General features: G+C 68.5%; 11 protein-coding genes. 6 read left to right on the plus strand and 5 right to left on the minus strand.

Translation table 11 applies throughout. From position 1 onward, the window contains the following. Positions 1-116 precede the first annotated feature (116 nt). The gene (locus ACYJSS_RS05225) at positions 117-488 is read right to left on the minus strand and encodes a hypothetical protein (RefSeq protein ID WP_111262015.1); all 372 of its coding nucleotides are present in this window, start codon (positions 486-488) and stop codon (positions 117-119) included. 112 nt (positions 489-600) lie between these two features. On the opposite strand from ACYJSS_RS05225, the gene ACYJSS_RS05230 reads away from it, so the two are divergent. Then, entirely contained in the window at positions 601-798 is a 198-nt protein-coding gene (locus tag ACYJSS_RS05230; protein ID WP_111262014.1) for a heavy-metal-associated domain-containing protein, read from the plus strand. Positions 799-805: 7 nt separating this feature from the next. Here the strand turns inward: ACYJSS_RS05230 and ACYJSS_RS05235 are convergent, their stop codons facing one another. After that, positions 806-1,435, minus strand: a complete 630-nt coding sequence (locus ACYJSS_RS05235; RefSeq protein WP_111262013.1) for a TetR family transcriptional regulator — start codon at positions 1,433-1,435, stop codon at positions 806-808. A gap of 158 nt (positions 1,436-1,593) precedes the next feature. On the opposite strand from ACYJSS_RS05235, the gene ACYJSS_RS05240 reads away from it, so the two are divergent. The 3 genes from ACYJSS_RS05240 to ACYJSS_RS05250 all read left to right on the plus strand — a co-directional run bounded on the left by ACYJSS_RS05240 (position 1,594) and on the right by ACYJSS_RS05250 (position 7,226). Next, a complete protein-coding gene (locus ACYJSS_RS05240; RefSeq protein WP_111262012.1) occupies positions 1,594-2,772 on the plus strand; it encodes an efflux RND transporter periplasmic adaptor subunit in 1,179 nt (392 codons plus the stop codon). 12 nt (positions 2,773-2,784) lie between these two features. Further along, complete coding sequence (locus ACYJSS_RS05245) at positions 2,785-5,913, plus strand: efflux RND transporter permease subunit (RefSeq protein ID WP_111262011.1); 3,129 nt, start codon at positions 2,785-2,787, stop codon at positions 5,911-5,913. A gap of 122 nt (positions 5,914-6,035) precedes the next feature. Beyond that, complete coding sequence (locus ACYJSS_RS05250) at positions 6,036-7,226, plus strand: multidrug effflux MFS transporter (RefSeq protein ID WP_111262010.1); 1,191 nt, start codon at positions 6,036-6,038, stop codon at positions 7,224-7,226. Here the strand turns inward: ACYJSS_RS05250 and ACYJSS_RS05255 are convergent. The 3 genes from ACYJSS_RS05255 to ACYJSS_RS05265 all read right to left on the minus strand — a co-directional run bounded on the left by ACYJSS_RS05255 (position 7,223) and on the right by ACYJSS_RS05265 (position 9,102). Next, positions 7,223-7,402 carry a hypothetical protein gene (locus ACYJSS_RS05255; RefSeq protein ID WP_111262009.1) on the minus strand — a complete coding sequence of 60 codons (180 nt, stop codon included), beginning with the start codon at positions 7,400-7,402 and terminating at the stop codon, positions 7,223-7,225. The genes ACYJSS_RS05250 and ACYJSS_RS05255 overlap by 4 nt on opposite strands. A gap of 377 nt (positions 7,403-7,779) precedes the next feature. After that, positions 7,780-8,793, minus strand: a complete 1,014-nt coding sequence (locus tag ACYJSS_RS05260; protein ID WP_111262008.1) for a zinc-binding alcohol dehydrogenase family protein — start codon at positions 8,791-8,793, stop codon at positions 7,780-7,782. A gap of 15 nt (positions 8,794-8,808) precedes the next feature. Beyond that, the gene (locus tag ACYJSS_RS05265) at positions 8,809-9,102 is read right to left on the minus strand and encodes a putative quinol monooxygenase (protein WP_111262007.1); all 294 of its coding nucleotides are present in this window, start codon (positions 9,100-9,102) and stop codon (positions 8,809-8,811) included. A 95-nt stretch (positions 9,103-9,197) separates the two neighbouring features. Between ACYJSS_RS05265 and ACYJSS_RS05270 the strand changes: the two genes are divergently transcribed. Continuing rightward, on the plus strand, positions 9,198-10,133 hold the full coding sequence (locus ACYJSS_RS05270) for a LysR family transcriptional regulator (protein WP_111262006.1): 936 nt from the start codon (positions 9,198-9,200) through the stop codon (positions 10,131-10,133). 84 nt (positions 10,134-10,217) lie between these two features. Next, the gene (locus ACYJSS_RS05275; RefSeq protein WP_111262005.1) at positions 10,218-12,833 is read left to right on the plus strand and encodes a PAS domain S-box protein; all 2,616 of its coding nucleotides are present in this window, start codon (positions 10,218-10,220) and stop codon (positions 12,831-12,833) included. The last annotated feature ends 76 nt before the right edge of the window (positions 12,834-12,909 follow it).

The raw sequence follows: 12,909 nt of genomic DNA on the forward strand, positions 1-12,909 counted from the left end.
TTCATCCGCGATGGCCCGGCACCCCTTCCCAGTGGGTTCCCGCGTTCGCGGGAATGACGGTGCGTTCATCTGCATCCTCGCGAGCCGGGAGGCCCCGCTTGGGCGGGCGCTGTCGGTCAGGGATTGGCCAGCGCCGGGGTCAGGTACAGGCCGGCGGTGTTCATCGCCAGGCGGTATCTGCGCACTTCGCCGGCTTCCAGGCTGATGGACTGCAGGCGCTGCTGCTCGATGCCGGGCTTGCAGCGGCCGGGGCCGAGCAGGCCGAGGCGGATGGCGACCGGGCCTGGCGGCAGGTTGAAGGCGATGCTTTCGCCCTGCACCAGGCGCGCGGCGAGCTGGTCCTGCAGGTAGAGGCCGACGTCGCAGCTGGTGGGCAGTTCGACGCGTTCGCGGCTGACGATCAGCACGCCGTAGTCGATGGGGGATTGGGCCTGGGCAGAGCCGGTGAGGGCGAGCAGGGCGATCAGGCAGAGGCGGGTGGGGGACATGGCGGCGACTCCGGGACGGCATGCATCGAGTGTAGGGGATCGCCGCACGCTTGACCTTGCCACGGTGGCAAGCCCGAGACTGGTTCCAGTCCCATCGAGCAAGGAGTCGATCATGCAGATTCTCAAGGTAAGCGGCATGTCCTGCGGCCACTGCGTCCGCGCCATCACCCGGTCGGTGCAGAGCCGCGACCCGGCGGCCGAGGTCCAGGTCGACCTGGGCGCGGGCGAGGTGCGCGTGGCCAGCCGGCTGCCCCTGGACGAGGTGCTGGCGGCCATCCGCGAGGAAGGCTACGCGGCCGAAGCGGCCTGAGGACCGGTCAGGCGTCCTGGTCCCAGTCGCGGAACAACCCGCGGAACAGGGTGCCCACCAGCACGCCGGCCTCGCGCTGCGGGTCGAAAAGCTCGGGGTCGCGCGTCCAGTCGGTGAACAACCCGATCATCTGCGCGTGCAAGGCGCGCGATGCCAGGCGCGGGGTGAGCCCGTCCAGCAGGCGCTCGACGCAGCCCGGGCGGGCGAACAGCGCCTCGCACAGGTCGATGAACTGGTTGACGAAGGCGTTATGGCGATCCTCCGCCTCGCGCAGTTCCTCGGTGAACTCGCAGCGGTGCAGGAGGATGGTGAAGATGCGATGGCGCTGCTGGTCGAGCGCCAGGCTGGTGATGGCCTCGACGCACAGTTCCAGCAACGACTGCAGCAGGTCGCGACCTTCGGCGCCGTGCAGGCGCTGGGCCATCTGCTCCGGCGGCAGGCGCACCTGGTTGAGCATCTCGTGGAACAGGTGGGCCTTGTTCTGGAAGTGCCAGTAGACGGCGCCACGGGTGACGCCCGCCGCCCGGGCGATCTGCTCGAGGGACGTGTGGGCGACGCCGTTCTCGAGGAACAGGACCTCGGCGGCGGCCAGGATATCGGTGCGGGTCTTTTCCGCTTCTTCTTTGGTTCTGCGCATAGCAGTTGGACGAATACTGTCTAGGCTTCTTGCTCGGGGGCCAGAGTTTACCGATTTTGCAGTCGGATACTGCTTTTACCAACGTGAATGCATGTATCCAGCCTTGACCTGATTCCTGTTTTTGCCAACCAGGCGCTGTCATGGAATGGAGACGCACGATGCCGCTATTACCCTCTTTCGCCTTTTCCCTGCGGCTTTGCGCGTTCGCCCTGGCCTCGCTGAGCCTGGTCGCCAAGGCGGCCGAGGCTCCGGCCAAGGCGGCCCCGCCGCCCCCGGAAGTGCTGGTGGAAACGGTGAAGGCGGCGCCCCTGCCGATGACCCTGGAATACGCCGGGCGTACCGCCGGCTACCGCGAGGTGGAGGTCCGTGCCCAGGTCAGCGGCATCCTCCAGGAACGCACCTACCAGGAAGGCAGCAAGGTGCAGAAGGGCCAGGTGCTGTTCCGCATCGACCCGCGCACCTACCAGGCCGCCCTGGCCAGCGCCAAGGGCGCGCTGGCCCAGGAGCAGGCGCGCTACCGCCAGACCGAGCGTGACCTCAAGCGCATCCGCGAGCTGCAGAAGAAGGGCTTCGCCAGCGAGAGCGAGCTGGACAACGCCGTCTCCAACTTCGAGCAGAGCAAGGCCAACGTGCAGGCCGCCGAGGCCAACGTACAGGCCAAGCAGATCGACCTCGACTACACCACGGTGGAGGCGCCCATCACCGGCATGACCAGCAAGGAGACCCGCTCCGAAGGCAGCCTGGTGGTGGCCGGCGACCCCAATTCCAGCCTGCTGACCCAGCTCACCCAGCTCGACCCCATCTACGTCAACTTCGGCTACCCGGACACCGAGGCCGAGCGCATCCGCGAGGACGTGCAGACCGGCAAGCTGACCCTGCCCGAGGGCGGCAAGATGGCCGCCGTGCTCAAGTTCGGCGACGGCTCCACCTACCCGCTGGAGGGGCGCGTCGATTTCACCGACAGCTTCGTCAACACCGGCACCGGCACCGTCAGCGCCCGCGCCGTGGTGCCCAACCCCGAGCAGAAGCTGTTGCCGGGGCAGTTCGTGCGGGTGCTGGTCAAGGGCCTGAGCCGGCCCAGGGCGATCACCGTGCCCGAGCGAGCCCTGGCCCAGGGGCCGCGCGGCACCTTCGTCTACGTGGTGGACAAGGACGGTGTCGCACGGGTGCGCGAGGTGAAGACCGGCGACACCTCCGAGGGGCGTTGGGTCATAGAGTCCGGCGTCGCCGAAGGCGACCGGGTCATCGTCGAGGGCTTGCCGAAGGTGCGGCCCGACTCGCCCGTCAAGGCCGTCGAAGCGCAGGACAAGCCCGCCGACCAGCCGAAACAGTCCTGAGGAGCGTCCGCCGTGATCTCACGCTTCTTCATCGACCGCCCGGTGTTCGCCGCAGTCATCTCCATCGTCATCATCCTGGGCGGCCTCGCGGCCATGCGTGCGCTGCCCATCGCCCAGTACCCGGAGATCCTGCCGCCCCAGGTGTCGGTCTCCGCCAGCTACCCGGGCGCCAGCTCCCAGGTCATCGCCGAGACCGTGGCGGCGCCGCTGGAGCAGGAGATCAACGGGGTCCAGGGCATGATCTACCAGCTGTCCAACTCCGACAGCAACGGCGCCATGAGCCTGACCGTGTACTTCCAGGTGGGCACCGATCCGGACCAGGCCACCATCGACGTCAACAACAAGGTGCAGGCCGCGCTGGCCAAGCTGCCCGAGGAAGTACGCCGGCAGGGCGTGAAGGTGGAGAAGAAATCCTCCGACATCCTCCAGGTGGTGACGCTGTTCTCCCCGGACGACTCCCGCGACCCGATCTACATCAGCAACTACGCGCTGATCAACGTGATCGACGAGCTCAAGCGCATCCCCGGCGTGGGCGATGCCAGCCAGTTCGGCTCCAAGGACTACTCCATGCGCATCTGGCTGCGGCCGGACAAGCTGGCGCAGTACGACCTGACCCCCACCGACGTGGTCAAGGCCATCCAGGAGCAGAACTCCCAGTTCGCCGCCGGCAGCTTCGGCAAGCAGCCCCTGAACCAGCCCCAGGACTTCACCTACACCGTCACCACCAAGGGCCGCTTCACCGAGCCGAAGGAGTTCGAGAGCGTCATCCTGCGTACCGACTCCACCGGTGCCAGCCTGCTGCTCAAGGACGTGGCGCGGGTGGAACTGGGCGCCCAGGACTATTCGCTGATGACCTCGCTGAATGGCCAGCAGAACGCCGCCTTCGGCATCTACCTGCAACCCGGTGCCAACGCCCTGGACACCGCCGAGGCGGTGGAGAACACCATGAAGCGCCTGGAGAAGCGCTTCCCCGACGGCATCGCCTACAAGATCCCCTACGACACCACCAAGTTCGTCAAGGTCTCCATCGAGGAGGTGATCCATACCTTCGTCGAGGCCCTGGTGCTGGTGATGCTGGTGGTCTTCATCTTCCTGCAGAACTGGCGTGCCACGCTGATTCCGGTGCTGGCCATCCCGGTGTCGCTGATCGGCACCTTCGCCGGCATGTACATGCTCGGGTTCTCGATCAACCTGCTGACCCTGTTCGGCATGGTGCTGGCCATCGGCATCGTGGTGGACGATGCCATCGTGGTGCTGGAGAACGTCGAGCGGGTGATGCGCACCGAGAAGCTCGGCCCGCGCGAGGCCTCGATCAAGGCCATGGAGGAGGTCACCGGTCCCATCGTCGCCATCGTGCTGGTGCTGTGCGCGGTGTTCATCCCGGTGGGTTTCCTCGGCGGCCTGGCGGGGCAGATGTACAAGCAGTTCGCGATCACCATCGCGGTGTCGGTGGTGATCTCCGGCATCGTCGCGCTGACCCTGTCGCCGGCGCTCTGCGCCCTGCTGCTCAAGCCCACCCACGAGGAGCCGGCGGCGCCGTTCCGCTGGTTCAACCGCTTCTTCGATCGCGCCACCGACGGCTACACCGCCGGCGTGCGCTTCTTCCTCAAGCGCAGCGTCATCGGCCTGCTGCTGTTCGGCGGGATGATCGCGCTGATGGTCATGCTGTTCGGCCGGGTGCCCGGCTCGCTGGTGCCGGATGAGGACCAGGGTTACGTGATCAACGCCTACTTCCTGCCGCCGGCCGCCTCCCTGACCCGCACCGAGGAGGTCACCAGCGCGGTGACCCAGCAGTTGATGAAGCACCCGGCGGTGCAGGACGTGGTCACCTTCGCCGGCTTCGACGTGCTCACCTTCGGCACCCGCAGCAACGCCGGGGTGTCCTTCGTGCCATTGAAGGACTGGAAGGAGCGCACCACCGACGAGCTGGATGCGCGCAACCTGCCGCCGGCCTTCATGGCCATGGGCGCCGGGCAGAAAGACGGCGTGGTGATGACCTTCAACCCGCCGCCGATCACCGGCATGAGCACCACCGGCGGCTTCGAGGCGTACATCCAGGACCGCTCCGGCGGCAGCGTCGCGCAGCTGGAGGAGACGGTCACCAAGTTCATCGGCGCCATCTCCAAGCGCCCGGAGCTGGTGGGGGTCAACACCACCTTCAACGCCAACGTGCCGCAGTACTACGTCGACCTGGACCGCACCAAGGCCCGCGCGCTGGGGGTGGCGGTGAACGATGTGTTCACCGCCATGCAGTCCACCTTCGGCAGCTACTACGTCAACGACTTCACCCTCTACGGGCGCACCTGGCAGGTGAGCCTGCAGGCCGAATCCGAGTTCCGCCGCAAGCCCGAGGACCTGAGCCAGGTGTACGTGCGCTCGGCCTCCGGCGACCTGGTGCCGCTGTCGTCCCTGGTGCGTGTGCAGCGCATCCTCGGGCCGGACTCCTATGCACGCTTCAACGTCTACCCGGCGGCCAAGATCCTCGGCGGCCCGGCGCCGGGCTACAGCTCCGGCCAGGCCCTGGCGGCGATGCAGGAGGTGGCGGACGAGGTGCTGGGCGAGGACTACAGCATCGGCTGGATCGGCTCGGCCTACCAGGAACTGGCCACCCAGGGCTCGGGCAGCAAGGCCTTCATCTTCGGCCTGGTGCTGGTGTTCCTCATCCTCGCCGCCCAGTACGAGCGCTGGACCCTGCCCATCGCCGTGGTCACCGCCGTGCCTTTCGCGGTGTTCGGCGCCATCCTCGCGGTGTGGCTGCGCGGTCTGTCCAACGACGTGTACTTCCAGGTCGGGCTGGTGACCCTGATCGGCCTGGCGGCGAAGAACGCCATCCTCATCATCGAGTTCGCGGTGCTCTGCCGCGAAGAGGGCATGGGCATCTTCGAGTCGGCGCTGGAGGCGGCCAAGCTGCGCTTCCGACCCATCGTCATGACCTCGCTGGCCTTCATCCTCGGGTGCGTGCCGCTGGCCATCAGCAGCGGCGCCGGCTCGGCGAGCCGACATTCGATCGGTACCGGCGTGATTGGCGGTATGCTTGCCGCCACGTTGCTGGCAACCTTCCTCATCCCGATGTTCTATCTGCTGGTGGAATCCGCCGCCGACAGGTTGGGGCGCAAGAAGAAGGCACCGGTCGCCGAGTGACGCCCGGCGCCATTCCCGCCAGCGCGGGACGCCCTTGAACATCGAACCGCATGCCCGCTTCACGGTCTTTTTTGCAGTCCACGGCGCCGCCTTCGGGGCGGCGCCCTGTTTTCAGGTGAACCATGAATTTCCGCATCCTGCTGATCCTCGGGTCGCTCAGTGCCTTCGGCCCGATGGCCATCGATTTCTACCTGCCGAGCTTCCCGGCGCTGGCCCTGGCCTTCTCCACCGACGTGGAGCACGTGCAGCTGAGCCTGGCGTCCTACTTCATCGGCCTGGCCATCGGGCAGTTGCTCTACGGCCCCATCGCCGACCGCTTTGGCCGGCGCCTGCCGCTGCTGGTGGGGGTGAGCCTGTTCACCCTGGCGTCGGTGGCCTGCGCGATGGCGCCGAGCCTGGAGTGGCTGATCGGCGCGCGCTTCGTCCAGGCCCTGGGCGGTTGCGCGGGCATGGTGGTCTCAAGGGCGGTGGTGCGCGATCTCTGCGACCCCATCGCCTCGGCCAAGGTGTTCTCGCAGCTGATGCTGGTGATGGGCCTGGCGCCCATCCTCGCGCCCCTGGGCGGCGGGTTGCTGCTGGACCTGTTCGGCTGGCCGTCGATCTTCTTCGGGCTGACCCTGTTCAGCGCCCTGGTGCTCACCGGCGTCTACCTGTGGCTGCCGGAGACCCTGACCACTGGCGACGAGCGCCCGCCGCTACGCGGTGCCCTGGGCCAGTACAAGCGGTTGCTGGGGGACGGGGTGTTCATCGGCTATGCCCTGACCGGCGGCCTGTCGATGGCCGGGATGTTCGCCTACATCGCCGGCTCGCCCTTCGTCTTCATCGAACTCTACGGCGTGCCGGCGGAGCACTACGGCTGGCTGTTCGGCGGCAACGCCCTGGGCTTCATCCTGGTGGCCCAGGTCAACGCCTGGCTGATGCGCTTCGGCGGGCCGGCCTACTGGATGCGGCGGGTGGTGTGGTTCTACCTGGGGTGCGCACTGGCGCTGCTGGCGGTGGCCAACGCGCATACCGAGGCGCTGTGGCCATTGCTGGTGCCGCTGTTCGGCTGCATCGCCAGCCTGGGCATCATCATTCCCAACGCCTCGGCCAGCGCCATGGCCGGCCAGGGCCGCCATGCCGGCAGTGCGTCGGCGCTGATGGGCAGCCTGCAGTTCAGCGTGGCGGCGGGCGCCGCCGCGCTGGTCGGGGTGTTGCACGATGGCTCGGCGATGCCGATGGCGATGGTGATCTGCCTGTGCGGCGCCGGAGCCGTGTGTGCGTCGCTGGTCACCTGGCGGCTGACCCGGGGCCAGCCGTCGGTGCTCGGCTAGCTCGCGGCCCGTCGTGCCGGTTCCGGCAGGACATGAGGCGCCTTGAGCCGCGCCTCCAGGGTGGCGACGAAGCGCCGGGCCTCGGCCTCGCTGCGGAAACTCACCGCGTGCTGGTCCATGCAGACCTGCCAGCTGTTGCCCTGGGTGGTACGGAGCGGTCGGACGATGATTTTCATGGTGCCCTCTCCCTGAGAAAGTGAGCCCCCAGTGTAGACCCGGTTAGATGACAGAAAATGATCCGGGTCAAGTGGCCGACTGGTGGTGCCTTGCCCGTCGACGGAGGGCGCTGGGCCCACAAAGTGCACCCTGCCAGCACGGGGTTCGCCTCGCTCTCTCCCACGTGGGCTCGGCGTATTCGTAGGATGGGTAGAGCCCGGCGAAACCCATCGGTGCAGAGCTTCAGGCAAAACGATATGCCATTCCCGGCCTCGCTTGGTGGAGGTAAAAAGCGACCTCCACCCTACGCAGTGGTCATGTCCGCGCATGGGGTCGCCGTCGTGGGAATTCATTCGCGCTGGGGCGCCCGGGAGGACACCCCAGCGACGGACGAATCTCAGAACCCTTCGAGCACGATCTTGCCCTTGGCCTTGCCGCTTTCCAGCAGCGCATGGGCGCGCTTGAGGTTGGCGGCGTCGATGCGGCCGAAGTGTTCGCCGACGGTGGTCTTCAGCACGCCGGCGTCGATCAGTTCGCTGACGCGGTCCAGCAGCTTGTGCTGCTCGATCATGTCGCAGGTCTCGAACATCGAGCGGGTGTACATGAACTCCCAGTGCAGCGAGATGCTCTTGCGCTTGAGCTTGAGCACGTCGAGGCCGGCCGGGTCGTCGATCAGGGCGAGCTTGCCCTGGGGCGCGAGGGCTTCCACCAGTTGCTCCAGGTGCTGGTCGGTCTGGGTCAGGCTGGCGACGTGGGTGACGCTGTCGATGCCGATGCGCTTGAGTTCGGCCGCCAGCGGCTGGCTGTGGTCGATGACGTGGTGGGCGCCCAGCTCGCGGACCCAGGCCTGGGTTTCCGGGCGCGAGGCGGTGCCGATCACGGTCAGGCCGGTGAGCTGGCGGGCCAGTTGCACGAGGATGGAGCCCACGCCGCCGGCCGCGCCGACGATGAGCAGGCTCTGGCCCTGGTCGGCCTTGCCTTCGGCGATGCCCAGGCGGTCGAACAGCAGCTCCCAGGCGGTGATGGCGGTCAGCGGCAGGGCGGCGGACTGGGCGAAGTCCAGGCTCTGCGGGCGCTTGCCGACGATGCGCTCGTCAACGAGGTGCAGCTCGGCGTTGCCGCCCGGGCGGGTCAGGGCGCCGGCGTAGAACACCTCGTCGCCCGGCTGGAACAGGGTCACGTCGCTGCCCACGGCCTTGACCACGCCGGCCACGTCCCAGCCCAGCACCTTGGCCTGGCCGTTCTCCGGCTGCACGTTGCGGCGGATCTTGGTGTCCACCGGGTTCACCGAGATGGCGCGGACTTCCACCAGCAGGTCACGGGGCCCCGGGGTGGGGGCGGGCAGTTCGACGTCCTGCAGCGAGTCGGCGTGGTCGATGGGCAGGGACTGGTAATAGGCGATGGCTTTCATCGGGGGCTCCTGGGCTCAGGCGAGGCGATCGAGAAGGGTGAGGGTGACGCCGTTGAGGCGGCTGCCATGGGCGTCGCCGAAGTGGCGGTAGTGGGCGGTGGCCTTGTGCGCCTCGAGGGCGGCTGCGTCGCGCCAGGTCTCCAGCATGACGAAGCGCAGGGTGTCGGCGCGGTCGCGGTGCAGGTCGTATTGCAGGCAGCCGGGTTCGCTGCGGCTGGCGGCGACCAGCTCGCGCAGGGCGGCTTCCACCGCCTCGGCCTGGCCGGGCTGGGCGTCGATGTGGGCGATCAGGTGCAGCGGCGTGGTCATGGTGGTTCTCCGGGAAAGATGGCGCATAGGTTGGGCTATTTCGCGGCGCAGAAAAATCAGCTAGAAGGCGACAGTCTTTCAAAGGAATTTTGAAAATGCTGCGCCTCGACGACCTCACCGTCTTCGTCCGTACCGCCGACCGTGGCAGCCTCTCGGCCGCCGCGCGCGAGCTGGAGATCTCCCCGGCGGTGGCCAGCGCGGCGCTCAAGCGCCTGGAGCAGCGTCTCGATGCGCGGCTGTTCGCGCGCTCCACTCGCAGCCTGCGCCTGACCGCCGAGGGCGAGCAGTACCTGGCGCATGCCCGTGCCGCGTTGCAGAGCCTGGACGAAGGCCGCCGGCAGCTGGCCGGCGGCAAGAGCGATATCGGCGGCCTGCTGCAGCTGTCGGCACCCTCGGACTTCGGCCGCAACGTGTTGCTGCCCTGGCTGGACGAGTTCCAGGCCGAGCACCCGCGCCTCGCCGTCCGTCTGTTCCTCAGTGACCAGGTGGCCGACCTGTTCCGCCAGCCGGTGGACATCGCCATCCGCTCCGGCGAGCCGGAGGACTCGAGCCTGGTGGCGCTGCCCCTGGCTCCCGGCAACCGACGCGTGCTCTGCGGCGCACCGAGCTACTTCGCCCGGCATGGCCAACCGCGCACGCCGGAGGAGCTGCACCGGCACAACTGCCTGCTCTATGTGCTGGGTGGCCGCGTGCACGACCAGTGGACATTCCACGAGGGCCGGCGCAGCCAGACCGTCACCGTGGCCGGCGACCGGGTCTGCGATGACGCCGACGTGGTGCGCCGCTGGGCGGTGGCCGGGCAGGGGCTGGTGTACAAGTCCTGGCTGGACGTCGCCGCCGATGTACGGGCCGGGCGCCTGCAGCTGGCGCTGGAGGATCACCTGGGCGAGCCCACGCCGCTGAACCTGATCTGCCCCCATCGCGCCCAGTTGAGCAAGCCGGTGAACCTGCTGCGCGAGTTCCTTCGCCAGCGTTGCGGCGAGCTGCTGGTCGGCGCGCCCTGGGAGGGCGTGGCCCGGCTAGTGCGCTGAGCGTCACAGCCAGCTGTTGTGCGGGCCGCGTCATTCGCTATTGTTGCTAGGGCGAGCCCACCTATCCGCCGTCCAGCCCTGGAGATGAGCCGTGATCCCCAGTCGTCCAGCCCCTTGCCCGTGTCGACGCGCATGGTCGTGAACGCCCTGCCGCCCGCTCCGGCGCGCCTCGGCCCGACCCTGGCGCTGGTCTTCTTCGGCTACCTGGTGCTCGCCCTGGGCGCCGTCTGGCTGGCGCGCCAGCCGGGCACCATCGCCACCCTCTGGTACGCCAACGCCTTCGGCATCACCTTCCTCTGGAACCAGCCGCTGCGTCGCTGGCCGGCGCTGCTCGGCGTGATGCTGGTGGCCAACATGTTGGCCGGGCAGGTGATGGGCGACACCCTCGCGATGTCCGCCAGCTTCCTGCCGGCCAACATGCTGGAGATGACCCTCGCCGCCTTCCTGCTGCGCCGCACCGGCGTGGCGCTGAACATGAGCCGCAGCCCGTCGGCCTTTCTCCGCTTCATCCTGCTTGGGGCCATGGTGCCGCCGCTGGTCAGCTCCACCCTGGGTGCGCTGATCGTGCAGAGCATCGGTTACGCCGGCTTCGGCCGGGTCTGGCTGTCCTGGTACGAAGGCGCGGTGCTCGGCACCCTGTCGATCCTGCCGCTGACGGTGCAGTTGCAGCAGCATGGCCTGCAGTCCCTGCGCTCGCCGAAGCGCCCCCACGAACTGCTCTTCTATGTGCCGCTGGTGCTGCTGGTGACCCTTGTGGCCTTGCGCCTGCTGCCTTCGCCCTTCGTCTACCTGTCGTTGCCGCTGCTGCTGGCGGCGGTGCGGCTGCCCTTCGCCGGCACCGCCCTGCTGGTGACCCTGACGTCCTTCAGCGGCGGCCTGATGGTCGCCATGGGCGGGCTGCAGCTGCCGCCGGTAACGCCGTTGTGGCAGGAAATCACGCTCTACCTGCCGCTGCTGCTGTCGTTGCTGCCACCGTTGCTGCTGGCCGCCGCCGTGGAGCAGGGCCGGCGACGCCAGCGCGAACTGGCCGCCAGCGAAGCGCGCTTTCGCGACGCCATGGAGCACTCGGCCATCGGCATGGCCCTGGTAGGGCTGGATGGTCGCTTGCAGCGCGTCAACCGCGCCCTGTGCGAGATGCTCGGCTACTCGCCGGACGAGCTGAGCGCGAAGAGCTTCCAGGGCATCACCCATGCCGAGGACCTCTCCGGCGACCTGGAGCTGGTACAGGACGCACTCGCCGGCCGTCGCGACAACTATCGGCTGGAGAAGCGCTACCTGCGCCGCGACGGCTCCGCGGTCTGGGCGCTGCTGGCGGTGTCGCTGGTGCGCGATGCGGAAGGGCGGCCGCTGTACTTCATCGCGCAGATCGAGGACATCGACCGGCGCAAGCGCGCCGAAGCCGAGCTGGCCGAGCTGGCCGAGCGTTACTCCCTCGCCACCGGCGCCAGCGGCGTGGGCGTCTGGGAGTGGGACCTGGTCAGCGACGACATGATCTGGGACGACAGCCTGTTCCGCCTCTACGGCATGCAGCCCCTGGGGCGCCCGGTGAGCTACGCGGAGTGGTCGCGCTTCGTCCACCCGGCCGACGCCGAAGCCCTGCACCGCGAACTGCAGCGGGTGCGCGAAGGCCTGGCGCGGCTGGATGTCGAGTTCCGCATCTTCCTGCCCAACGGTGAGGCGCGTGCCTTGCGCGGGCACGGTAGCCTGGCCCTCGACGCCGAGGGCAAGCCGACCCGGATGATCGGCACCAACTGGGACGTGACCCAGCTGCGCGAGCTCACCGAGCGGCTGAACGATGAGCGCGAGCGCCTGCAGGTGACCCTCAACTGCATCGGCGACGGGGTGATCACCACGGACCTGGATGGCCGCGTGCGCTTCCTCAACCCGGTGGCCGAGCGCCTCAGTGGCTGGAGCACGGCCGCGGCGCGCAACCAGGAGATCGAACGGGTGCTGCCGCTGGAGAGCGAGGACGGCCGGCCAGTGCCGAGCCCGGTGCGCCTGTGCCTGGAGCGCGGCACGGAGGAAAGCATCCCCGGGCTCTCGTCCCTGCGGCATGCCGCCGGCGGCCTGATCGCCCTGCGGGGCCAGGCGGCGCCGGTACGCAGCGCCGAGGGCGAGCTGCTCGGCAGCGTGCTGGTGTTCACCGACGTCAGCGAGGCGCGGGCGATGCAGAAGCACCTGCGCTACGCCGCCAGCCACGACGCCCTGACCGGGCTGCTCAATCGCTCGGCCTTCGAGGACGCGCTGGCGGAAAGCTGCCGCGAGGTGGAGCAGAACGCCGGGCACAGCGTGCTGTTCTTCATTGACCTGGACCTCTTCAAGCAGGTCAACGACAGCGCGGGCCATGCCGCCGGCGACGAACTGCTGCGGCGCATCTCGCGGCTGATGCAGGAGCAGGTGCGCAGCGGCGATCGGGTGGCGCGCCTGGGTGGCGACGAGTTCGCCATGATCCTGCGCAGCTGCCCCCTGGCCCAGGCGGAAATCCTCGCCGATCGGCTGATCGAGCAGGTACGCGGCCTGCGCTTCGAGTGGGAAGGCCGCACCTTCCAGGTCGGCGCCAGCATCGGCCTGGCCCCCTTGCATGCTGGCAACAGCGAGCCGGCCGAGCTGCTGCGCCAGGCCGACATCGCCTGCTACCGGGCCAAGCATGGCGGGCGCGGGCGCATGGCGGTGTATGTCGAGGCACTGGAGCACGGCTGAGAAAGCCGCCGACGAAACCACCGCGCGGATGCTTTTTTTGACGCGCGGGTCAAGTTAGAATGCGCGCCGTCGTGGC

The sequence above is a fragment of the Pseudomonas sp. No.21 genome (genome assembly GCF_054558415.1).

What these genes read in the sequence shown, in the direction of transcription:
- ACYJSS_RS05255 (WP_111262009.1), bottom strand. Translation starts at nt 7,402, where the DNA reads ATGAAAATCATCGTCCGACCGCTCCGTACCACCCAGGGCAACAGCTGG.
- ACYJSS_RS05260 (WP_111262008.1), bottom strand. Translation starts at nt 8,793, where the DNA reads ATGAAAGCCATCGCCTATTACCAGTCCCTGCCCATCGACCACGCCGAC.
- ACYJSS_RS05230 (WP_111262014.1), top strand. Translation starts at nt 601, where the DNA reads ATGCAGATTCTCAAGGTAAGCGGCATGTCCTGCGGCCACTGCGTCCGC.
- ACYJSS_RS05265 (WP_111262007.1), bottom strand. Translation starts at nt 9,102, where the DNA reads ATGACCACGCCGCTGCACCTGATCGCCCACATCGACGCCCAGCCCGGC.
- ACYJSS_RS05235 (WP_111262013.1), bottom strand. Translation starts at nt 1,435, where the DNA reads ATGCGCAGAACCAAAGAAGAAGCGGAAAAGACCCGCACCGATATCCTG.
- ACYJSS_RS05250 (WP_111262010.1), top strand. Translation starts at nt 6,036, where the DNA reads ATGAATTTCCGCATCCTGCTGATCCTCGGGTCGCTCAGTGCCTTCGGC.
- ACYJSS_RS05275 (WP_111262005.1), top strand. Translation starts at nt 10,218, where the DNA reads ATGAGCCGTGATCCCCAGTCGTCCAGCCCCTTGCCCGTGTCGACGCGC.
- ACYJSS_RS05240 (WP_111262012.1), top strand. Translation starts at nt 1,594, where the DNA reads ATGCCGCTATTACCCTCTTTCGCCTTTTCCCTGCGGCTTTGCGCGTTC.
- ACYJSS_RS05225 (WP_111262015.1), bottom strand. Translation starts at nt 488, where the DNA reads ATGTCCCCCACCCGCCTCTGCCTGATCGCCCTGCTCGCCCTCACCGGC.
- ACYJSS_RS05270 (WP_111262006.1), top strand. Translation starts at nt 9,198, where the DNA reads ATGCTGCGCCTCGACGACCTCACCGTCTTCGTCCGTACCGCCGACCGT.